General features: G+C 61.5%; 17 protein-coding genes and 1 pseudogene. 7 read left to right on the forward strand and 11 right to left on the reverse strand.

Features of this window, described 5'->3' with window-relative positions:
- Positions 1 to 14: 14 nt before the first annotated feature.
- Entirely contained in the window at positions 15 to 1,421 is a 1,407-nt protein-coding gene (locus LCH64_RS26420) for a DUF2252 domain-containing protein (RefSeq protein WP_226501755.1), read from the forward strand.
- A gap of 90 nt (positions 1,422 to 1,511) precedes the next feature.
- On the opposite strand, the gene LCH64_RS26425 is transcribed toward LCH64_RS26420, so the two are convergent.
- Positions 1,512 to 2,084, reverse strand: a complete 573-nt coding sequence (locus tag LCH64_RS26425; protein ID WP_226501756.1) for a GNAT family N-acetyltransferase — start codon at positions 2,082 to 2,084, stop codon at positions 1,512 to 1,514.
- 142 nt (positions 2,085 to 2,226) lie between these two features.
- On the opposite strand from LCH64_RS26425, the gene rimJ reads away from it, so the two are divergent.
- Positions 2,227 to 2,814, forward strand: a complete 588-nt coding sequence (gene rimJ / locus LCH64_RS26430) for a ribosomal protein S5-alanine N-acetyltransferase (RefSeq protein ID WP_103484355.1) — start codon at positions 2,227 to 2,229, stop codon at positions 2,812 to 2,814.
- A 30-nt stretch (positions 2,815 to 2,844) separates the two neighbouring features.
- Positions 2,845 to 4,323 carry a glycosyltransferase family 39 protein gene (locus tag LCH64_RS26435; RefSeq protein ID WP_226501757.1) on the forward strand — a complete coding sequence of 493 codons (1,479 nt, stop codon included), beginning with the start codon at positions 2,845 to 2,847 and terminating at the stop codon, positions 4,321 to 4,323.
- 76 nt (positions 4,324 to 4,399) lie between these two features.
- On the opposite strand, the gene LCH64_RS26440 is transcribed toward LCH64_RS26435, so the two are convergent.
- The gene (locus LCH64_RS26440) at positions 4,400 to 5,068 is read right to left on the reverse strand and encodes a histidine phosphatase family protein (RefSeq protein WP_226501758.1); all 669 of its coding nucleotides are present in this window, start codon (positions 5,066 to 5,068) and stop codon (positions 4,400 to 4,402) included.
- Between the two features lie 255 nt (positions 5,069 to 5,323).
- Here LCH64_RS26440 and LCH64_RS26445 point away from each other — a divergent pair, with 255 nt between their 5' ends.
- On the forward strand, positions 5,324 to 7,243 hold the full coding sequence (locus tag LCH64_RS26445; protein WP_226501759.1) for a methyl-accepting chemotaxis protein: 1,920 nt from the start codon (positions 5,324 to 5,326) through the stop codon (positions 7,241 to 7,243).
- A gap of 153 nt (positions 7,244 to 7,396) precedes the next feature.
- Here LCH64_RS26445 and LCH64_RS26450 read toward each other — a convergent pair whose 3' ends face one another.
- The 8 genes from LCH64_RS26450 to LCH64_RS26485 form a co-directional block, all read right to left on the reverse strand.
- On the reverse strand, positions 7,397 to 7,822 hold the full coding sequence (locus tag LCH64_RS26450; protein WP_226501760.1) for a type II toxin-antitoxin system VapC family toxin: 426 nt from the start codon (positions 7,820 to 7,822) through the stop codon (positions 7,397 to 7,399).
- Positions 7,819 to 8,064: a hypothetical protein gene (locus LCH64_RS26455; RefSeq protein ID WP_003221476.1), complete on the reverse strand. Its 246-nt coding sequence runs from the start codon at positions 8,062 to 8,064 to the stop codon at positions 7,819 to 7,821. The genes LCH64_RS26450 and LCH64_RS26455 overlap by 4 nt, the downstream gene beginning before the upstream one ends.
- A gap of 405 nt (positions 8,065 to 8,469) precedes the next feature.
- Positions 8,470 to 9,843, reverse strand: coding sequence for a DUF1329 domain-containing protein (locus tag LCH64_RS26460; protein ID WP_103485474.1), 1,374 nt, complete (start codon positions 9,841 to 9,843; stop codon positions 8,470 to 8,472).
- Positions 9,844 to 10,007: 164 nt separating this feature from the next.
- The gene (locus tag LCH64_RS26465; RefSeq protein ID WP_226501761.1) at positions 10,008 to 11,966 is read right to left on the reverse strand and encodes a DUF1302 domain-containing protein; all 1,959 of its coding nucleotides are present in this window, start codon (positions 11,964 to 11,966) and stop codon (positions 10,008 to 10,010) included.
- 48 nt (positions 11,967 to 12,014) lie between these two features.
- Positions 12,015 to 13,304, reverse strand: coding sequence for a phospholipase (locus LCH64_RS26470; protein ID WP_226501762.1), 1,290 nt, complete (start codon positions 13,302 to 13,304; stop codon positions 12,015 to 12,017).
- Positions 13,305 to 13,536: 232 nt separating this feature from the next.
- The gene (locus tag LCH64_RS26475) at positions 13,537 to 15,105 is read right to left on the reverse strand and encodes an FGGY-family carbohydrate kinase (protein WP_226501763.1); all 1,569 of its coding nucleotides are present in this window, start codon (positions 15,103 to 15,105) and stop codon (positions 13,537 to 13,539) included.
- A 20-nt stretch (positions 15,106 to 15,125) separates the two neighbouring features.
- Positions 15,126 to 16,721: a glycerol-3-phosphate dehydrogenase/oxidase gene (locus LCH64_RS26480; protein WP_226501764.1), complete on the reverse strand. Its 1,596-nt coding sequence runs from the start codon at positions 16,719 to 16,721 to the stop codon at positions 15,126 to 15,128.
- 5 nt (positions 16,722 to 16,726) lie between these two features.
- Entirely contained in the window at positions 16,727 to 18,322 is a 1,596-nt protein-coding gene (locus tag LCH64_RS26485; RefSeq protein WP_226501765.1) for an FAD-binding oxidoreductase, read from the reverse strand.
- 211 nt (positions 18,323 to 18,533) lie between these two features.
- Here LCH64_RS26485 and LCH64_RS26490 point away from each other — a divergent pair, with 211 nt between their 5' ends.
- The 3 genes and pseudogenes from LCH64_RS26490 (at position 18,534) to LCH64_RS26500 (ending at position 20,689) form a co-directional block, all read left to right on the forward strand.
- Positions 18,534 to 19,550 carry an AraC family transcriptional regulator gene (locus LCH64_RS26490; RefSeq protein WP_226501766.1) on the forward strand — a complete coding sequence of 339 codons (1,017 nt, stop codon included), beginning with the start codon at positions 18,534 to 18,536 and terminating at the stop codon, positions 19,548 to 19,550.
- A gap of 43 nt (positions 19,551 to 19,593) precedes the next feature.
- Positions 19,594 to 19,806, forward strand: a pseudogene (locus tag LCH64_RS26495) (helix-turn-helix domain-containing protein); the annotation flags it as partial.
- Positions 19,807 to 20,323: 517 nt separating this feature from the next.
- The gene (locus LCH64_RS26500; RefSeq protein WP_226501767.1) at positions 20,324 to 20,689 is read left to right on the forward strand and encodes a hypothetical protein; all 366 of its coding nucleotides are present in this window, start codon (positions 20,324 to 20,326) and stop codon (positions 20,687 to 20,689) included.
- Between the two features lie 60 nt (positions 20,690 to 20,749).
- Here the strand turns inward: LCH64_RS26500 and LCH64_RS26505 are convergent, their stop codons facing one another.
- A complete protein-coding gene (locus tag LCH64_RS26505) occupies positions 20,750 to 21,118 on the reverse strand; it encodes a glyoxalase superfamily protein (protein WP_103520370.1) in 369 nt (122 codons plus the stop codon).
- Positions 21,119 to 21,237 lie beyond the last annotated feature (119 nt).

Below are 21,237 nucleotides of genomic sequence, written 5' to 3' on the forward strand. Positions count from 1 at the left end.
CACGACGAGCGCTCATGACCACCCTCCAAGACCGCATGAAGCAAGGCAAGGACGCCCGCAAACAATGCTCGCGCAGCGCCCACGCCACCACCGGAAAAATGAACCGCGATCCGATCCCACTGATCAAGGCCTCCAGTCAGGGCCGTGTCGCTTCGCTGGTGGAACTGCGTTACGGACGAATGCTGGTGTCGCCCTTCTCGTTCTTCCGTGGCAATGCACTGGTGCAGGCGCACGATCTGTCGGACACCGAGAACATGGGGCTGGTCGGGCCAATCTGCGGTGACGCGCATTTGATGAATTTCGGCGGTTTTGCCACGCCCGAGCGCAATCTGTTGTTCAGCGTCAACGATTTCGACGAGGCTCACCCAGGGCCGTGGGAGTGGGATCTGAAGCGTCTGGCGGCCAGTTTTGTGATCGCCACCCGTGATTTGCGCCATGGTGATTCGGTTCAGGAAGAGGTCTGTCGGCAGATGGTGGGTGCCTATCAGGCGACCATGCTGGAGTGCGCCGAGCAGAGTGCGCTGGAAACCTGGTACGACTCGATCAAGTACGAAGACTTGCTCGATCAGGCGCGCAAGAGTGCGCTGGAGCATGTACAGCGTGCCGTCGATAAAGCCGAACGGCGCACCCACGCCGAGTTGCTGCCGAAGATCAGCGAGCGCGACGCCAACGGGCGGCTGGTTATTCGCGACGACTTGCCGGAAATTTTTCACCTGCACAACAACACCACGCTGCTCGACGCCGATGATGACTGGCTGCGGCTGTCAGACTGGCGTCCGCTGTCCGAAGCGTTCATGCGCGATTATCGAACCACGCTGCAGGCTGACCGCCGGGAGTTGCTCTCGCGGTTTCAGGTGCAGGATCTGGCGTTCAAAGTGGTCGGCGTGGGCAGTGTCGGCACCCGCTGTCTCGTGGCGCTGCTGACTGACGAACGGGAATCGCCGCTGTTCCTGCAATTCAAGGAAGCGCGGCGCTCGGTGCTGGCCGACTATGTGAAAGCCAAATGCCGGACGCGCCATGAAGGTCAGCGAGTGGTCGAGGGTCAGCGCCTGATGCAATCGGCCAGCGACCTGTTTCTTGGCTGGACCACCGGCCCTACCGGGCGGTTTTTCTATGTCCGGCAATTGCGCGACATGAAGATCTCCGCCGAACTGGAAAACTTCGACGCCGAAACCTTCGCCGCCTATGCACGGGTCTGTGGTCGCGCGCTGGCACGGGCGCACGCCAAAGCCTCAGGCAATGCGGCGCTAATCAGTGGTTACATCGGCAAGGGCGATGCCTTGGCGGACGCACTGTTCAAATACGCACGCAGTTACACCGCGCAGAACGAACGCGACTTCGAACGCTTTCAGCAGGCCTGCCGCAAGGGCCGGCTGACGGCGCGTTCGGAAGCTGATTTCGCTGCGGATCACTTGCCCTGAAGCGTTGCAGAGCCGCCGCCACCGAGATGAATTTTTCTTCACTGCTCCGGTGCGATCAACACGGTACAGTCCGCTCGCTCATTCAAGAAACTACGGTTCGCCCGCGCTCTCCCGCGGGCTTTTTTTTGCCTGGCGTTTGGTGCCGGAGCGATACACCCAAGTGTCCTGCACGCCGTGCTGCTGCGATTGCCGCGCCTGTGGGTGAACCCTGATCAGCGCAAACCCCGCCGCTGCAGCCAGACGCTGACTGCGGGTGTTGGCCGACGATGTGGTCAGGTAAAAGGTGAACTCCGGCAGGCGCCTGACCAATTGCTGCAGTACTTCACGCATGTAGCCCTTGCCGGCAAACGCGCTGCTGGCCCAATAACCGACGACATAACGCTTGCGCCGGCGCGGCACGAGGCCGATGCAGCCAACGACGGCTTGTCCGTCTTCAGTCACGATGAATAAGCGCCGCTCACCAGTCTCGCTGGCGAAGTCATCCCGCGCTTGCAGCATGGACGACAGCGCCCGCTCCTCACTGGTGTGTTCAACCGCCCACTCGAGAAAAAGCGCATGCTCGCGGTAACTGACGTTCAGCGCCTCCCGCACCGGAGCGACCAGCGCGGGGTCCGGCGCCCGAACACGCAGTGCCAACCCATTTACCGTCAATGCAAATTCCATTGCTTGTTCCTCCAATCCCGGAAATGCCGCAGTCGATAACCCTGTGCACTCAACCAAAGAAATTTACAGGACGCCAGCGCGGTTTGTTTTTTTCCGCCCCGTGATCAATCCTGTCCCTCAACCCTGCCCACCGGAGCCGCCGATGTCACTGCTGAGCCTGCCCTGCCAACGCCTGACGCTTGCCATCCTCGCTCCGGAACAGGCCGAGCTGGAAAGTGACTTCTATGCACGCAACCAGCGCCACCTCGCGCCCTGGTCGCCGATTCGAACCACCGAATACTTCTCCAGCGAACAGATTCGTCGACGCCTTGAAGTCCAGGCCAGTGCTTTCGAGGCCGGGCTGGCGATGCATTTCGCCCTGCTGACACCGGATGGCCAGCAGATGATCGGCGCGTGCAATTTCAGCGGAATCATTCGCGGGGCGTTTCAGGCCTGTTATCTGGGTTATCACATCGACCACGCGCATCAGGGCCAGGGCTTGATGCAGGAGGGTCTGGAGGCCGGCATCGGCTACATGTTCGACACGCAGAACCTGCATCGGATCATGGCCAACTACATGCCCGGTAACGAGCGCAGTGCGCGGCTGCTGGAGCGCCTGGGTTTCGAGCGCGAGGGTTACGCCAAGGCTTATCTGAATATCGCCGGACGCTGGCAGGACCATGTGCTGACGGCGCTGGTTAATCCGTTGTTCGAAGCGCCGGAACAGCGCTGGTCGCGACAATTAGCGTGAGTTTCACAATTTGTTAAGCATTGGCGAAGTATGCTCAAGGCTCCTGCCCTTTCCGGTTGCCTGAAATCCATGCCGCGTGCCGCCACTTCACTATTTCTACTCGCCGCCCTGCTGTTTTTTTTCGCTCTGGGTAACCACCAGTTGCAAGGCTCCACCGAAGCCCGGGTCGCCGGGATCGCCATGGAGATGCATCTGGACGATGACTGGGTGACGCCGCGCCTGTTTGGCGAGCCGTTTCTGGAAAAACCACCGCTGAGCCTGTGGCTGGACGCTGGCGCCATGCGCGTATTCGGCGTTTCGCCGTGGGCGGTGCGGCTGGCGTCGGCGGTGGCCGGGTTGCTCAGCGTGATGCTGCTGTACGGCATGTTGCGCCGCTTCGGGCGCCCGAAAGCGGTCGCCTGGACGGCGGGGATTCTGCTGGCGACCATGGCCAGTTACTGGAGCAACGTGCGCGGGGTCGGCGAAGATGCGTTGCTGGCGCTCGGCGTGGCCACGGCGCTGCTGGCGTTCTTTCAGGCGCAACGCGCACCGAGCGCCGGTAGCTCGCTGCTGTTTATCGTCGGGATCGCTATCGCCACTTTGAGCAAGGGTGTGCTCGGCCTGGCGATGCCGGGGGTAGTGATTTTCGCCTACCTGCTGGCTGATAACCTGATCGACAAACGCTTGAAGATCGGCGCCTGGCTGCGTCCCGGCCTGCTCACGGCAGTGGGCCTGATTCCGTTGCTGATCTGGCTCGCCGTGCTGTATCAGCGCGGTGGTTCGCACGCCGTCGCTGAAGTGCTGCTGACCAACAGCGTCGGACGCTTCAGCGGCTCGTTCGTCGAGGCCGGGCATTACGAGCCGTTTTATTACTATCTGGCCAAAATGCCGGAAGCGTTTCTGCCTTGGAACATTCTGGTGTACCTGGGCCTGTGGCATTTCCGCAAGGAACTGAAGGCCAACCGTTACCTGCTGTTTTTCAGCCTGTGGATCGTTGCGCAGTTCATCATGCTGACCCTGGCCTCGAGCAAGCGCACGGTATACCTGATGTCGATGACCCCGGCGGCTGCGGTGATCGCCGCGGAGTACGCGCGCGTGTTGTTCGAGCGCTTGCAGGTGCGCGAAACCACCGACCGCTTCATCGGAAAAGTCGCCCGTCATCGTCAGGCGATTGCCGCAGGACTGCTTACGGTGGTGATCGCCAGCTACCTCGGCGCGGCCCAGTGGGCACTGCCCAACGCCGACAAGGAGTTGTCGTTCCTGCCACTGACCGAACACATTCAGGCCCTGCAAGCCAACGGTCATCAGGTCGCGTTGTTCCAGGCCAATGAACGGGTCGGCGGCGCCAGCGTGTTCTACACCCAAAGCGTGCTCAAGGGGCTGGACACCGACGCGCAACTGCACGACTTCCTCAGCGCGTCACCCTCGAACGTCGCGGTGATCTCGGCAGACCGCGAACCCGCCGCACCGCTCAAAGTGCTCAAGACCATGATGGTTGGGCGTCAGGCGTACTACTTCGTCGGCTACTGACGCCCCTCGCGCCAGACAATAAAAAACCCGCCGGACTGGCGGGTTTTGTTTGGGCTGACGCTTTGCGCACCTTAGTTCATCGGGTGGTCAATGAGTGCCAGTCGGAGGCCTCGATAAAGCCAAGCATGCGCGGGGCGGCCTTGTTCGCGGCGGAAACGAACAGCGAAGAGCCGTAACCAGGGTCAGACACCGGTACATCCAGATCCTTTTCCAGCTCCGCCATGCATTCACTGTGAGTCACCAGAATCAGATTGCGTCCCGGGATCTTGTGCGCCAGCGCTTCCTGCAAGATGCGCCCCTTGCAACTGATCAGCCAGTCTTCGCTGGCCGCGCGGTTGAACATGTAACCGGCGGTCTGCACGGTGCGCAGCATCGGGCTGTTATAGATATCGACGCGGTTCAGGCCCAGATGCTCGAACTGTGCGCCGACACCGACGGCGACACTGCGCGAGCGGTCGGTGATGCCATCATCGCCGCTCAGGCATGGCGCCGGGGAGTGATCGCAGCGCTCGACGTGACGCACCAGCACGATCATGTCGCCCTTGGCCCATCCGGCCGCCAGCGCGCGGGCGCCGGACACATTGCCATGCGCCAGGTCCGGCACCGCAGCCGGGGCGAGCAGCCACAGGGTCAGCGGAATCACCAGCAGCGACGCGGCGAGCACCACCCAGGTATTGCGATAACGGGCCAGTCCGCTCAGGGAGATCGAGCGTTTGACGCCGAACAGACTCAGTCTCAATTCCACATCGGGCCGCCTCGTCGGCATGCATCACAGTCAATTCGATGCGGCAAGGGTAAAGAGGCGTGCGTAAGTGGCCGGTGAAACGTATGTGAAAAAAGTCTTGAAGTGCCCTTGTTACAAATTCCGTAGGACAAAATCCTTTCAGCTCTCGTGTTTGCGGCCGATACAAACCTGCTAACACCCTTGCTGGCTCAAAAAAACAACAATCTTCCAGCCTGACCGACGATCAAGTAGCTCTACGTTCCTGGAGGAATTGTGATGAATAGCTGGTTCGGCAACATCAGCGTGAACATGAAATTGGGCTTGGGCTTCGGCCTGGTCCTGGCCCTGACCTGCGTCCTCGCCCTGACGGGCTGGACCAGCCTCGGCGGCCTGATTGACCGCAGCAACTGGATGAGCGACATCACCCAGCTCAATGCGGGTCTGACCAAGCTGCGTGTGGTGCGCCTGCAATACATGCTGACCAACGGCGACGAAACCGCCGCGCAAAATGTACAAACCACCCTCGAAAGCTTCGCCGCGCAACAACAGGCGCTGATCAACAAGTTCAAGAGCCCGGAAAACGTCAAACTGCTCAAGGAGCAGGCGGCGACCATCGCCGAGTACCAGACCTCGCTGAACAAGATGCGCAACGCGTACCGCACCGGCAACAGTGCTCGTGACGTGATGGGCACCAACGCCGACACCGCTTACAACATGATCGAAGCGATCAGCAAGCGCGTTCAGCAGTTACCCCTGAGCGACGAGCGCTTCGCGCAGTTCCAGGCCATCACCGAAGCCAAGGAAGCGTTCATCCTCGCGCGCTATGAAGTGCGCGGCTACACCGCCACCACTAATGCCGAAACCGAGCAGAAAGCCGTCGCCCAACTGAACGTGGCCATCGACAGCCTCAAGCAGTTGAACACGCACTTCTCGGGTACCCAGCAAGACACGCTCCGTCAGCTGGAAACCGCCCTGACCAATTACCGCAGCGCGTTGCAGGCGTATAAAAGCGCCAACAGCGAAGCGGTGCAGGCGCGTAAAGAGATGACCGATCAGGGCACCGCCATCGTCAACACCAGCGAGCAGCTGTACCAGATCCAGCTCGACCGTCGCGACATCGAAAGCGCCCAGGCCCGTACCTTCCAGTTGATCAGCACCCTGCTGGCGCTGTTGGTCGGTGTGATTGCCGCGGTGATCATCACCCGTCAGATCACCCGTCCGCTGCAAGAGACCCTGGCCGTGGTCGAGCGCATTGCCAGCGGCGACCTGACCCAGAACGTCACCGTCACTCGTCGCGACGAACTTGGCGTACTGCAACAAGGCATCGCGCGCATGGGCGTGACCCTGCGCGACCTGATCAGCGGCATCCGCGACGGCGTCACTCAGATCGCCAGCGCCGCCGAAGAACTCTCGGCCGTGACCGAACAAACCAGCGCCGGTGTGAACAGCCAGAAGGTCGAGACCGATCAGGTGGCCACCGCCATGCACGAGATGACCGCCACCGTGCAGGAAGTCGCGCGCAACGCCGAAGAAGCCTCGCAAGCCGCTGCCGCCGCTGACGGCGAAGCCCGTGAAGGCGACAAAGTGGTGAATGAAGCCATCGCGCAGATCGAGCGTTTGGCCAGCGAAGTGGTGCGTTCCACCGAAGCCATGAGCGTGCTGCAACAGGAAAGCGACAAGATCGGCAGCGTCATGGACGTGATCAAGGCCGTGGCCGAACAGACCAACCTGCTGGCGCTCAACGCAGCCATTGAAGCGGCGCGCGCCGGTGAGGCCGGTCGAGGGTTTGCCGTGGTTGCCGACGAAGTCCGTGGCCTGGCCCAGCGCACGCAGAAGTCCACCGAGGAAATCGAAGGCCTGGTCGCCGGTCTGCAGAACGGCACCCAGCAAGTCGCGGCCGTGATGAACAACAGCCGCGCCCTGACCGACAGCAGCGTGGCCCTGACCCGCAAGGCTGGCGACTCCCTGGAAAACATCACCCGCACGGTGTCGAACATCCAGTCGATGAACCAGCAGATCGCCGCCGCTGCCGAACAGCAAAGCGCCGTGGCCGAAGAAATCAGCCGCAGCATCATCAATGTACGCGACGTGTCGGAACAGACCGCCGCGGCCAGCGATGAAACCGCAGCGTCCAGCGTTGAACTGGCACGCCTGGGTGGTCAGTTGCAGCAGATGGTGAGCCACTTCCGCGTCTGACACTCGTACAGCGCTGACGCAACAACCGAATCGCGAGCAGGCTCACTCCTACCAGTACGGCGTTGAACACAGATTATGTGAACAACGCCAATCCCTTGTAGGAGTGAGCCTGCTCGCGATGGCGTCAGCCCTGGCACCCCATGCTCACTGGATCTACGCCCCCGCCTCCCACGGATTAATCACTTCCACTCCTGAGAACTGAAAGTCCTTCACGTTACGCGTGGCGACTGCCGCACCATGAGCCCGGCAGATTGCGGCTATCTGAGCATCAGCCATCGACGCCGCTCGCCCCTTTGCCTCGCAATCTGTTACGAGTGACGCGTACTCGACGGCGGCATGCGCATCGAATGGCAAAATGCGTCCAGCGAAGTCCTCCTCGAACATTGCCATCGCATGGGCTTGGAGATTCTGTTTGCGCTTGCCTGAGGGAAGTCGGGCGATGCCGTGGAGTATCTCTGCCACCGTTATCGCACTGATGGCCAGATCCATGGCGGGCTGCGCATCAACCCAGGCCAGCACTCTGGCTTCAGGTTCGATACGCATAAACTCTGAAAGCACGTTGGTATCGAGCACTATCATTCAGAGAAATCCACCCCGGTGGCTTTCTCTGAGCGCGCTGGCAGATCAAGTTCTGCTCCGCCAAGAGCACTGAATCTGTTGCGTATCCGGCTGCCAAGTCCACCGGCACGATCCACTGTTGCCAAGGCTCGACCAAGAATCAGGCGGGCCTCTTCTTCCATGGAATGTCCGTTATGAGCAGCGGTGATACGCAACTGTTCCTTGAGCTTCTCGTCAAGGTTTCGAATGGTGATGCTGGCCATGACGCCTCCTGCAATCAATGAAATCATTGATTGCAGGCTAGCACATCCTTTCTTGCTGAAACCTCGCAATCTTCCGAACGGCCATTCTCACTGCTGCAGATGGTCAACCATTTCCGCGTCTGACCTTCACCTCTGCGCTGAACGAAAGATCGATTCGCGAGCAGGCTCGCTCCTACAGGTAAGGCGTTGAACACAGCTCATGTGAACAACGCCAATCCCTTGTAGGAGCGAGCCTGCTCGCGATGGCGTCAGCCCGACCACCCTGATCTCCCAGACAACACGCCTTCGTGTAGGAGCTGCCGCAGGCTGCGATCTTTTGATCTTGTTTTAAAAAATCAAAGTCAAAAGATCGCAGCCTGCGGCAACTCCTACAGGGATTGCGTTCGATCAGCAGTCCGGTGCCCCTTAGCGCGTCCCGCGCTGGCGCAACGCCGACGGCATGAAATACGCGTCTTCCGGCACCGGTTGCGAGAAGTCCACGGTGGAGGCTTCTTCGTTGTCGAGGTTCTGCACGTAGTAACGCCGGGCCTGCAGGTCGTGGAACACGTCCAGTGCGCTCCAGGTGGTCGGCAGGTCGTAGAAGTTTTTCAGGTAGGCCATCGACACCCGCCACAACTCCCCTCGCCCATCGTATTGATCAACCAGCGCCGCGCCCCAGCTGTCCTCGTCGAGAAACAGCACGCGCTTGGAATAGATATGCCGCGCGCCCGGCTTGAGGTTGCCTTCGACCACCCACACACGGTGCAGCTCATAGCGGGTGAATTGCGGGTTGAGGTGGCCCGGGGTCAGCAGTTGTGCGTACTTCACGTCGGGGCTGCCGACCTTGTAGTTGTTGTAGGGAATGTAGATTTCCTGCTTGCCCTTGAGCTTCCAGTCGTAGCGGTCCGGCGAGCCGTTGAACAGGTCGGTATCGTCCGCCGTGCGCAGGCCATCGGACGAGGCGATCGGCGTGTCATATGCCAGGTTCGGCGCGCGGCGCACGCGGCGTTGGCCGGCGTCGTAGACCCAGGCCTGGCGCGGGTCCTTGAGCTGATCGAGCATCTCGTGCACCAACGCCGCACCACCGGCCAGCCGCGCCGGACTTTTCACGAAAGCGAGGTAGTAGAACAGGATGTTTTTCAGGTCGGCGTACTGCCCGCCCGGACGGTAGAAGTTGAACAGCGCTTCCTGCTGCGAGGTGACGAGGGCAAAGCTGCCGTTGCGCTGCACCGGGGCTTCGGACGCGCGACGTACCACGTAGATTCCGCGATAACGGGTGATGTGGTTCCACAGCACTTCGATGCCGTCCTTGGGCACCGGGAACGGCACGCCACCGTAGGCATCGGCGAATCCGCTGCCGCCCTCCAGCAGCTTGGCCGAGGTCGCGTTCTTCAGGGTGTTGTCATACAGCCACTGCGGCGCCGAACCCGAGCGACGCGACGGGTAGACCGGCATCTGGAACGTGTCCGGGTAGCTGTTGAACAGCGCAATCTGACCGGGGCTGAGGTGGGCCTTGTACTGGTCGAGGTTGGCCTTGGTAATGGTGAACAACGGCTTGTCCGCCGCATATGGGTCCGGGTGATGTTGGCCCGGTTTGTAGCCGGCGGGCGCCTGGGTGATGCCGCCGGTCCAGGCCGGAATGGTGCCGGCGGCGTTGCCGGCGCGCTCGGCGCCCATGGGCGTGAGGGTGGTTTTCAGTTGTTCGGCTTGTTGCGGGGTGATGGCGGCGAGGACGCTGCCGGCGGTGAGGCCCAGAACCAGCGCCAGCGTGGTTTTGCTGAATCGTGATGTGTAAAACATGATCGATCTCCGAGATGGGGGTGAGGTCTGAAAATCACCGCAAGTCCTTTGTAGGAGTGAGCCTGCTCGCGATAGCGGTGTGTCAGACAACATCTACTGCGACTGAAAATCCGCTATCGCGAGCAGGCTCACTCCTACAAGGGGGTGCGCCTGTGTTCTGGATATCAAAGGAAATACTTGAGGTTGAACCCGACGTTGTCGCGGTCGCGAATCCCGTTGTTCTGTCCGCCGCCCCAGAAGTTGGTGTATTGCACCTCGGCTTCGAGCTTGTTCTGGTAGTTGGCCTTGATCCCCAGGGTGTAGGCCTTGCGCCCGTCGATGGTGTTGCCGGCCTGATAGCTGTTGCCCTTGAAGTCGTCCTTGTAGACGACGTAAGGCGAGACGTTGACCCCGGCGTACACGTCGTTCCAGGTGCCGTTGAACATCACCGTGTAGCTGTAGGAATTGCGGTTGACCTGATCGTCACGATCACCGCCGGACACATAAGAGGTGTTGCCGGTACCGGCGTAATAGCGCGTGCTGCCGTCGTAGGCGGTGTATTGCAGACTGCTGCCGCGCAGGTGCTCGGAAGCCAGTTCGAAGATGCCGAACATCGAGTCGAACGACAGCGTCGGGCCGAAGTTGTAGATGCTGCCCAATGAGGTGTTGAACGCCTCCACGCGTTCGGCGTTATTGATCTCGCTGTCGAGGGTGACCATCTGCCCGCCGACGTTGATCGCCTTGCCGGTCACCGCTACGGCGGCACCGTTGGCCAGGTCGCCGATCAAGTCGTTAGTCGCGGCGATGCCGATTGGCAGGTTCGGCCGGTAGGCAATCTCACCGAACACCGAGGCCTGGCCCAAAGTGGTGTTGAAGCTGAAACCGTACATGCGGATGTCTTCGGCATAGCGCCGATGCGCCTGAATATTGCCCATCACGTCGGCTGTCGCCAGACCATTCGCCAGCGCCCCGGCCTGACTGCCAGCGACGCTGGAGAGCATGTTGGTCAGGGCATTCATGTCGATGCCTTTGTAGCCACCGAGGTCAGCGGCAATGGTCGGTTCCTTGGCGTGGTAATTGACCAGGTACAGGCCGAACTCGGTGCTGTTGAGTTCCTCGGCGATGTAGCGGAAGGCGAAGCCGAACTGGCCGTCGTTGCGCGCGTTGTAGTCCTTGCCGATCGACGCCACTTTCAGCGTGTTGCCGTAGGCCGGGGTCACACCGTTGGCGTACAGGCCGGTGCTTTTCAGCGCCGGGCCGAGCAACGGGTTGTTGCCCAGTGCGCTGTATAGCCCGATGACGTTGCCGAAGCCCGGCACCGGGGTGTCGAGCGCCGTGCCGCTGAAGTTGTTGTAACCGGTGTTGCCGCCATCAGCGAAGAGGTCGGTCTGCGAGTAGAAAGTCCCGACCGGATCGATGCGGGTCTCCTTCCAGTTGGTCTGGTAGAAGCTCTCCAGGGTCAGCGAATCGCTGAGGCCAATGTTGAAGCTCACGGCCTCCACCGGCATCAGCACTTCCTTGACCTCGGCCCCCGGCAAACGGTATTTCGCCGCGTCCACCGGGTTGGTGGTGTTGATCCCGCCGCGATAGAAAATCCCCTCGCCCCAGTTGAACACCTGACGACCGACCCGCGCGGTGACCGGCATCTGCGCCACGTCCCAGTTGCCGTAGACATAGGCGTCGAGCATCTCGATCCGGCTGCCGGCGATGTCGCGGGTCTGGCTGGTGAAACGGTCGTCCTGCGGGTAGCTCTGGCTCGGCTGCGCCGGGTTGTTGTTGCGGTAGTAATCGTTGCGTTTGTCCATCAACTGGGTGTCGTAGAACGCCGTGCCGCGCAGGAACATTCCGTAGTTCTGATAGTTGGCCTCCAGCTCCGAAGTGATCTTGTACACCTCGGAAACCAGCCCGGTGTCGAAGTTGCGATTGCCGTCGTTGGTGTTGACGTCATCGTTGTTCTTGTCGCGGCCCTGCACCCGCCACAAACGCCCATAGGACAGGGTCGTGTCGATCGAGCCGGTGACTTGATTGTCCAGCACGCTGAACTCGGCAGCCTGCACCGCGTCCACCGCGCAGAGTTGCAGCAGCCCTGCCAGGCCGACACCGGGCAGTGCCACGCCGGTGAGGCGCAATCGAGTGTTGATCATGGGTTCCTCCTTCCTTGTTCTTATTGTTTTTTTGCGTGGCCGCGATGGCTACGGTGCCAGTCCGGCACGGACATAAATCCGGCTGTGCGCGCCGAAATGCCCGAGCAGTTTGAACAGCTGCTGATTGAGTGCCGGATGCTCGAATGTCTCGCGCTGCACCTGATTGCCGCTGCTGAAATCACTGGTCAGCGGGGCCGTCTCCAGCCACTGGCCGATGGCTTCATCGAACGCCGCCGAGTCCTCGACCGACTCGGCGCTGACCACGTCGCGCAAGTAGTCCACCGAGTACGGCGGATACTGTTGGTCTTGAGCGACATCGGCGTAGGCCGCGAGCATCGGATGCGCCTGACCGGCGCGCAGCACGCGGCGCAACCAGGTCGATTGATATTTCTCGATTTCCATATGGCGGGTGGCGACGCGCTCGATCGAGGCTTTTTTATCATCGGCAAAACCGGCCAGCGCCTTGCCTTCCAGCAGCAACAGGCTCGGCAGTTCGACCCCGGGCAATGGCTTGGCGTGATACGGCTGGGTCAGGTCCTGCACGTGGTGCGCGCCCCATCCGAGAAAGCGGTAACCCCAGTAAGGATGGCCAGAGGCGAACGCCAAACGCGCCAACCCCAGGTACTGATAGGCGCGCCAGTCCGGCCAACTGCGCTGAAGAAATCCGGCAGCGGCATACACCACCGGGCTTTCATGGAAGAAGCCCATGTGGAACGGCGCCTGCGAGCTGTACTGAAAACGCGCATCGCCAAACGGCTGCGGGCCGAAGCCATACAGCGCGCCGACCTCGCCGGGGTTATCGCTGAACAGGTTGATGTCGTGACCGTAATCCGGCTCGTCGGCGGCGCTTGCCAATACCGCCAGCGCCGCGACTTTTTCGCCGTCCGCCACGCGAATGAAACGCTGACGATTCCATGGCGAAAGCGTCTGCTCGACCATCACCTGATCGGCACTGAGGTGTTCGCGTTCGGGCAGGTCTTGGCCCGGCAGCGGCTGAATGACCATCGCCAGATGAATGCGCGGATTGAGCCGCAACGCCGTGAGAAAATCGTGGCGCAGATTGTCGCCCGGCACCGCGGGCAGCTTCAGATTGTCGGGGCGCGGCGGGTACTGGGTGAAGTGTTCACGGGCGAAGTTTTCCTGTTGCTCCAGCAGCGCGACCACGGCCGGATACTGCTCGGCGAGAAAACGCTCCAGCGGCTCGACCTCGACCGGCGGCGCATTGCGCAGCGCCGGCAGTTCCTGCAACGCCAGATAGCTGCCCACCGTGTGATTCGACCAGCCCCACGCCGTCGGGGCCATTGCACAAAGCAGCAACAGGAGAAATGTCAGCTTCATTGCTTTTAATTCTTATTGGAGGTGCCGTGGGGGTTGAGCCTAACAACCGCCTACGGCGCTGACACTGTCCGATCTCACCAGAAAAAGTCTCCGATAGCGCCATGTGCGAATCACCACGCCCCCCTGTAGGAGTGAGCCTGCTCGCGATGGCGGTGTGTCAGTCAAACAGGTGCAAGCTGACACACCGCCTTCGCGAGCAAGCCCGCTCCCACAGGAGATCACCACCGTACTTTTAAGCGGGGTAACCGGTGATTTTGCGGATGCTCTGGTACAACGGTTTGAGCTGGCGATACATGCGCAGGTACACCTCGTTGTACAAACGCTCATAGACCTGCTGCGCCTCGGGCTGCGGTGTGAACACCGCGCCGACCCGGGTCATCGCAGCGATCGCCGTGGGGAAATCCGCATACAAGCCCAACCCCACCGCACAACAGATCGCCGCGCCCAGCCCGGACGCTTCGTACACATGCGGGCGCTCCGCCGGCAGACCAAAAATATTCGCCGTCAGCTGCATCGCCGCATCACTCTGCGAACCGCCACCCGCCACTCGCAGGCGCTTGATCGACACCTTCGAGCGCTTCTCGATGTTCTCCAGCCCCTGGCGCAGCGCATACGCCAGCCCTTCCAGAATCGCCCGGTAAATGTGCGCGCGGGTGTGCACGTCGCCGAAGCCGATCATCGCGCCTTTGGCTTCGACACCCGGCTCACGAATCCCCGGCGACCAGTACGGTTGCAGCATCAGCCCCATCGATCCCGGCGGCACCGCATTCACCAGCGCATCGAACAGTTGCTCGGGTTCAATGCCCTGCTCTTTTGCCTGCTGCATCTCGCGCAGGCCGAACTCGTTCTTGAACCAGCTGACCATCCAGTAACCGCGATAAATCATCACCTCGCAGTTGTACTGATCCGGCACCGCCGAGGGGTACGGCGGGATCAGCGGAACGATTTCCAGGTAGCGCGAGCGAGTGCTGGTGATCGTCGCGGTGGTGCCGTAGGACAGGCACACCGTGCTCGCATCGACCACGCCGGAACCGACCACTTCGCAGGCCTTGTCGGCGCCCGCGGCAATCAGCGGCAGCCCCTCGGGAATCCCCGTGTGGCGGCTCGCTTCAGCGCTGATGTAGCCAAGGGTTTCGCCGGGTTTGTGCAAGGTCGGCAATTGCTCCGGACGCACCGCCAGCGCCTGCCATTTCCAGTCGCTGGGTGCGGCCCATTTCAGGCGTTTGAAGTCGAACGGCAAATAGCCGACGCAACAACCCACCGAGTCGACAAAGCGCCCACACAAACGATGGGTGAGAAACCCCGAGAGCAGCAAAAACTTGTCGGTCGCTGCCCATACTTCAGGCTGGTGTCTGGCGATCCAGTTGGCCTCGGCCTGAGCGCGAAAATAATCCACGGTGGCCTGCGCGCCGACCAGTTTGAACAGCCAGCCCCACGGCCCCTTGATCCCGCCCTCGACTTCGCTCTGCCGCTGATCGAGCCACAGAATGGCCGGGCGCAGCGGCTTGCCCTGAGCATCGACGTTGATCACTGTGCCGCGCTGAGTGGTCAGCGACACCCCGGCAATCTGCGAGCGATCAATCCCGGTTTGCGCCCATACCTGCTGACAGGCTTCGCCGAGTTTTGCCCAATAATATTCCGGGTTCTGCTCGGCCCAGCCCGGTTGCGTCGAGTAATACGCCTGCAACTCGACCTTGCCTTTACCGAGCAGATTGCCCTGCAAATCGAAGAGCAATGCGCGCACGCTCTGGGTGCCGTTGTCGATCGCCAGCAGGTAACGCGTGTTCGGGTGGTTATCCATGGCGCTCTCTTCAAGGGGCCTCAAGGCGTGGCATCCGGCAGACCGTGATGGCGTTGCCACAACGTCCGGTAACGTTGCAGCTCTTGCTGCCAGTGTGCATCGTCCCAGCCCAGGCGTGGCTGGCAGCGTTGGCGGATGGCAGCGAAATGCTCTTCGCCACCGCGCGCCAGCAACAGGCCCAGTCGGGTGCGGCGCAGCAACAGATCATCGAGGTGCAGGACCATTTCCGCCTCACAGGCGAAGGCCAGTTCTGCCCACAAGGTGTCGGTGTTGCCGACCGTTTCGTGGCCCAACTCGGTGATCAGCTGCGCCAGTCGCGGCAGATCACGGCCGTGCCTGCCGGCCAGACGTCGCCACTGTTGCGGGCTGAGTCCGGGGATCGGCAGTGGCGCTACAGCGGCAAAAACCGCTGCGCCGTCATCTTCGAAATCGCGGCCAAGCATGTCGGCGCAGGCCTTGAGCACTTCGATGGCTTGCGGGCGAAACGTCGTCAGTTTGCCGCCGGCCAGGGTGACGCAACCCGGCTCCTGCCACAGCACATGTTCACGGGTTTCATTCGACGGTTTGCCTTGCTGCTCAGCCGCCGCGCTGCCGACCACCGGACGTACGCCGGACCAGGTCGACAGCACATCGCTCGCCGTCACTTCGGCACCTGGAAATTGTTGCGTGCAGGCCGCCAGCAGATAGTCGAGTTCGTCGGCGCTGATGCTCGCGCTCTGATCCAGATTCTCGCGATGATCGAGGTCGGTGGTGCCAACCACCGTCGCCCCTTCCCACGGAAAAACGAACACTGGCCGACGGTCGCGCGCATGCAGAAACGTCAACGCCTGCGCCACCGGCAAGCGCCAGCCCGGCAGCAGCAGATGGCTGCCGCGCAATGGCCGCAACTGTCGCGGAGCCTCGGGCAAACGCAGGCGCTCAGCCCACGCCCCGGTCGCCACCGCCAGCACGCCGCAACGCAATTGCAGCGATCCACCCGCTTCGCAGTCCTCGATCTGCACCCCACACACCCGACCGTTTTCGCGCAGCAAATGTTCGACGCGCACCCCGTTGAACACCGCCGCGCCATCGGCCCGCGCTTCGCTCAATACGCGCATCACCAGCCGTGCGTCATCGGTCAGCGCATCGACAAAACAGGTACCGCCGAGCAGGTGATTTTCCTTCACCCCCGGCGCCAGAAAACGCAGTTGCTGCGCATCATGAAAACGATGGCTGCGGCGTCCCGCCAACGCGTCGTACACCGACAACAAGCCACCGAACACACGCGGCCCGGGAAAGCCGCCGCGATAGTGCGGCATCATGAAACTCATCGGCTCCACCAGCCCCGGCGCTTCGTCGAGCAGACGCTGCCGCTCGCGCACTGAATCGCGGGTCAGGCGCCAATGGCCCTTGGCGATGTAACGCAAACCGCCATGGACCATTTTCGACGATCGGCTGGAGGTGCCCCAGGCGAAATCCCGTTGTTCCAGCAGCAGACAACGCCAGCCACGCCGCGCCGCTTCGCGCAGGATGCCGGCACCGCTGATGCCGCCGCCGACGACGATCAGATCCCAGGTTTCGTCGGCCAATGTCGGCAAGGTTTGCTGGCGCCATGCGGCGTTCCAGTCCGGATGCATGACCGTCACTCCTGCAACAGCGTGCCGGGGTTGAGGCGCCCGGCCGGATCGAAGTGCTTGCTCAGCGCCTGCAAGGTGTCCATCGCCAGTGCGCCTTTCTCGCGTGGCAGATACGGCGCGTGATCCTTGCCGACGCCGTGCTGGTGGCTGATGGTGCCGTGGTTGTCGACGATGGTCTGGCTGGCCGCGTGCTTGAGTGCCTGCCAGCGCGCCAGCGTCGCCGGATAATCCGCCGCCGGGCGAAACACGTAAGTGGTGTAGATGCTCGAGCCTTCGCCGTAGACGTGGGACAGATGGGTGAACACATGCACCCGTTCGCCCTGCGCCGCCAAGGCATCGCGCAAGCTGTTTTCGATCAGGTTGAGCAGGTGGTCGACGTTGCTCCAGTCAGTGGCGGTTTCCAGGGTGTCGACCACGTAACCGGCGTTCCACAGGTTCTCGCGCAGGTAGGGGAAACGGAAGCGGTTCTGCGCCCATTTCTTACCAAGCAAGGTGCCGGTGAACACGCCACCGAAGGCTTTCAGATGCTGCCGCGCCTGGCTCAGCGACAGCGCGTTTTGCCGGCGGTTGCCGGTCACGCCGAAGGTCAGCAGGCATTTGCCTTCACCGGCACCGCGCAGGTTCAGATACTTCTCCAGCCAGGCGATCTGCTGCGGATGCCCGGCCAGCGCCAGTTGGGTTTCGGTCTCCACCGCGTTCGACAGGCGCAGCATCGACAGCGGCACCCGCGCCTGAGCCAATTGGCGGATCGCTTGCAGCGCCTTGCTCCAACTGGGCAGGAAAACGCCGTAGAAACGCTCATCGGTGGGCAGCGGACTGACCCGCACTTTGACCTCGGAAATGATCCCGAAGCGGCCCTCGCAACCGAGCACCACTTCGCGCAGATCAGGCCCCGCGGCCGAGGCTGGAAAGGTCGGAATTTCCAGTGGCCCGGCAAAGGTTTCCAGGGTGCCGCCAGCGAACAATTGCTCGATACGCCCATAGCGCAACGACTGCTGACCGCTGGAGCGACTGGCGACCCAACCGCCCAGCGTCGACAACTCCCACGACTGCGGGAAATGCCCCAGCGTGTAGCCGCGAGCGCGCAGCTGACTTTCCACCTGCGGGCCACTGGCACCGGGGCCGAACGTCGCCAATTGGCTGGCCTCGTCGAGATCGATCAGGCGATTCATCCGCGCCAGCGACACGGTCACCACCGGCCGCGCCGAATCCGGCGGATTGATGTGCCCGGCCACCGAGGTGCCGCCGCCATAGGGAATCAGGCACAGGTCCTGCTCATGGGCGAGCGACAGCAATTGACGGATCTGTTCGGCGGTTTCCGGGAACGCCACCGCGTCCGGATAGATGCCCAGCGCACCTTCGCGCAGCGCCAGCCAGTCCGGTAGGCTCTGGCCCCGGGCGTGCAGCAGACGGTCATGGGCATCGACGCTGTACAAGGTGTGCGCCGCCAATCGCGAGAGCGGCACCCGCGCCAATGCCGACTCCAGCGTGGCATCGGGCAACGCGCGCCCGGCCCCCAGCCGTTCATGGAGAAAACTCGCGCCCTGGGCCGGCAGTTCGACCACCGTTGTTGCCTCTCCCCAGCCGTTCCAGCGTCGCATGCGTGTGTCCTTCTTATGCAGTCTGATCAGTGATGTGGCAGGCCTCCATACTAGTCAGCGGCCAAAAAGTGTCACGGTCGCATCCGGCCAGTTCGAGTAGCCAATTGAGTCAAACGTCGCGCAAGTGCCAGCCATTTACTTTAGTCGGGGTTTCAAATTACCTTTCAGGCATTCATTCGCTCACGCAGGCCTTGATCAAGGAATTCGGATCATGCAATCGCTCGGCTTCACCTCGGTTCCGCCGCTGCTCAAATACGTGCGCCATGCCGAGCAACTGGGCATGGCCATCGAGCCGGCGTTGGCGGCAGCCGGATTGCAGGCGCAGCAACTGAGCGACAACAGCCTGCGCCTGCCGGGCGAAACCCATGAACGCCTGCTCGATTATTTCTGCGAGCACTCGGGCGATCCGCTGTTTGGTCTCAACGCGGCCAATTTCGTCCTGCCCAATTCCTGGAGCGTGCTCGGTTACATCACCATGAACTGCGCGACCCTGGGCGATGCCATGAGCCGGATCATGCCGTTCGAAAAACTGGTGGGCGACATGGGCGTCAGCCGCGCCGAAGTGCAGGAAGGCCACGTGCATCTGATCTGGACTTGCCGCTACGAGCGTCCGCGGATTCGCCGGCATCTGGTGGAAAACGTTCTTGGCTCGTGGCTGCAATATGCACGCTGGATTGCCGACACACAGATGTCGCCCGCCGCCGTGTGGCTGGAACATCCGTGCCCGCCAGACGCTACCCAGGCGCAGTACGAAGCTTTTTTCGATTGCCCGGTGCTGTTCGAGCAGGCCTATTCGGCGCTGATCGTGCCGCTGGCGTATCTGCAATTACCGCTGCGTCAGGCCGATGCGCAATTGCTGCGTACGCTGGAAGAACACGCGATGGGCTTGATGGCAACGCTGGAGGATGCATCGCTGGAGCAGCGGGTCAAAAGCATCCTGCGTCAGTTGCTCAAGGAAGGCTTGCCGCGCAAGGAACAGGTAGCCGAACAGCTCGCGGTGTCGGTGCGCACATTGCAACGCCAGTTGCATCAGGCGGGGACGTCGTATCAGCAGATTCTGGATGATTTGCGTCAGGAGCTGGCGGAGCATTACTTGCTCAACAGCACGTTGCCGATTCAGGACATCGCGCAGTATCTGGGGTTTACCGAGCCGAGGTCATTTCATCGCACGTTCAAGAGCCGGCGCGGGATGCCGCCGGGGGAGTTTCGGCAGATGCATCGGGGGTGACGGGACTGGCGCCATACCAAAAACCCTACTGAGAATTCCTCAGCAACGCCAGTTGCATCAGGCGGGGACGTCGTATCAGCAGATTCTGGATGATTTGCGTCAGGAGCTGGCGGAGCATTACCTGCTCAACAGCACCTTGCCGATTCAGGACATCGCGCAGTATCTGGGGTTTACCGAGCCGCGGTCGTTTCATCGTACGTTCAAGAGCCGGCGCGGGATGCCACCGGGGGAGTTTCGGCAGATGCATCGGGGGTGACGGGACTGGCCTCTTCGCGAGCAAGCCCGCTCCCACCGTGGATCTTCAGTGGATGCAGATTTTGTGTACGACATAAATCCCCTGTGGGAGCGGGCTTGCTCGCGAAGGCGCCAGTCGCCTCACCTCAATCCGACAGACAAATCCTCCGCTTCTGTAGCGCAATAAACACCTTCCAGCACACCTGTTTAAAGACACTCAGTGTTACGCCCTACTGCCTACAAATCCTTGCGCCACTGCCTACGGCTACGCCAGAATCCGCTGGCTTGTGCGCCTTGGAGCCCGTCGTTAACTTGAGTCCATCACTGATTTCCAGTGATCGGGTTTAGTAGCCCGTGGTAATTCTGCTGGTCGTACATTCATCACAGGTGCTCTCGTACCTGAGCTTGATGGTGGCTGTACGTAGGGCGCTTCGGCGCGCCGGCTTAAGCTGAGTTCCCCGGTCTACTAACCTGCGTACAGCTGCCACCCTTTCGTTTAGTAGCAAAGGGGTTGGCGCTCAATGACGGGAACACAGCCTATGTTCAAAGTTACGCCAAACCCACCGGACACCGGTCCGGCCTCCCCCTACGAATCCCCCGCTTCAAGGAAATTCCACGAAGCCGCCGAGCGTGCCCTCGACCATTACCTCGGCCCACCGACGCCCGCCATCATGGCCACCCCGTACCAGCCCAATCGCCTCTACATGGCCAACCCGGCCAGCGGCACCGAACCGTTGCTGGCCGACGCCAGCGAAACCCTGGGCTCGGCCACCGTGATGCTCAACGACTTTGCCGGCCTGCTTGAAGGCTCACACCGCAAGACCCTGCAAGGCATCGCACAAGTAGTGATGGTGGCGGAAATCGCCGTCAACCGGGTGCTGGATCAATTAGTGCCGACCGAATAACGAAAAAGCCCGCTGCCAGACCTTAACGGTCTGTCAGCGGGCTTTTTTGTCTGGCTAGAATCAAACACTGATCGCGTTGGTGAACACCAACCGATTACCAAACGGATCAGCAATCGTCATGTCCTGACTGCCCCACGGCATCGCCTGAATCTGTGGGTGCGAGAACTTGTAGTCCTTGGCCACCAATTGCTGCTGGAACGCCTCCAGCTCATCGGTCTCGATGCGCAGCGCCGAACCCGGCGTCGCATCGCCGTGATGCTCCGACAGGTGCAGCACGCACTCGCCACGTGACACCTGCACATACAACGGGAAGTTCGCTTCGAAGCGATGCTGCCAATCGATCTTGAAGCCGAGGAAGTCGACGTAGAATTCCAACGCCTTGGCTTCATCGAAGATCCGCAGGATCGGAGTGGTTTTGCCGAAGCTCATGGGGTGCTCCCTGACTGGTTGGCCCAAGAGTTTAGCTGGGCTGGATGTCAGCAATTCGGCTTGGTTTCGACATTCTTTAATCTCAGAGTGCCACTATGAGACACAGATCAAAAGATCGC

It is taken from the genome of Pseudomonas sp. MWU16-30322 (assembly GCF_020515535.1).
GTDB lineage: Bacteria > Pseudomonadota > Gammaproteobacteria > Pseudomonadales > Pseudomonadaceae > Aquipseudomonas > Aquipseudomonas fluorescens_H.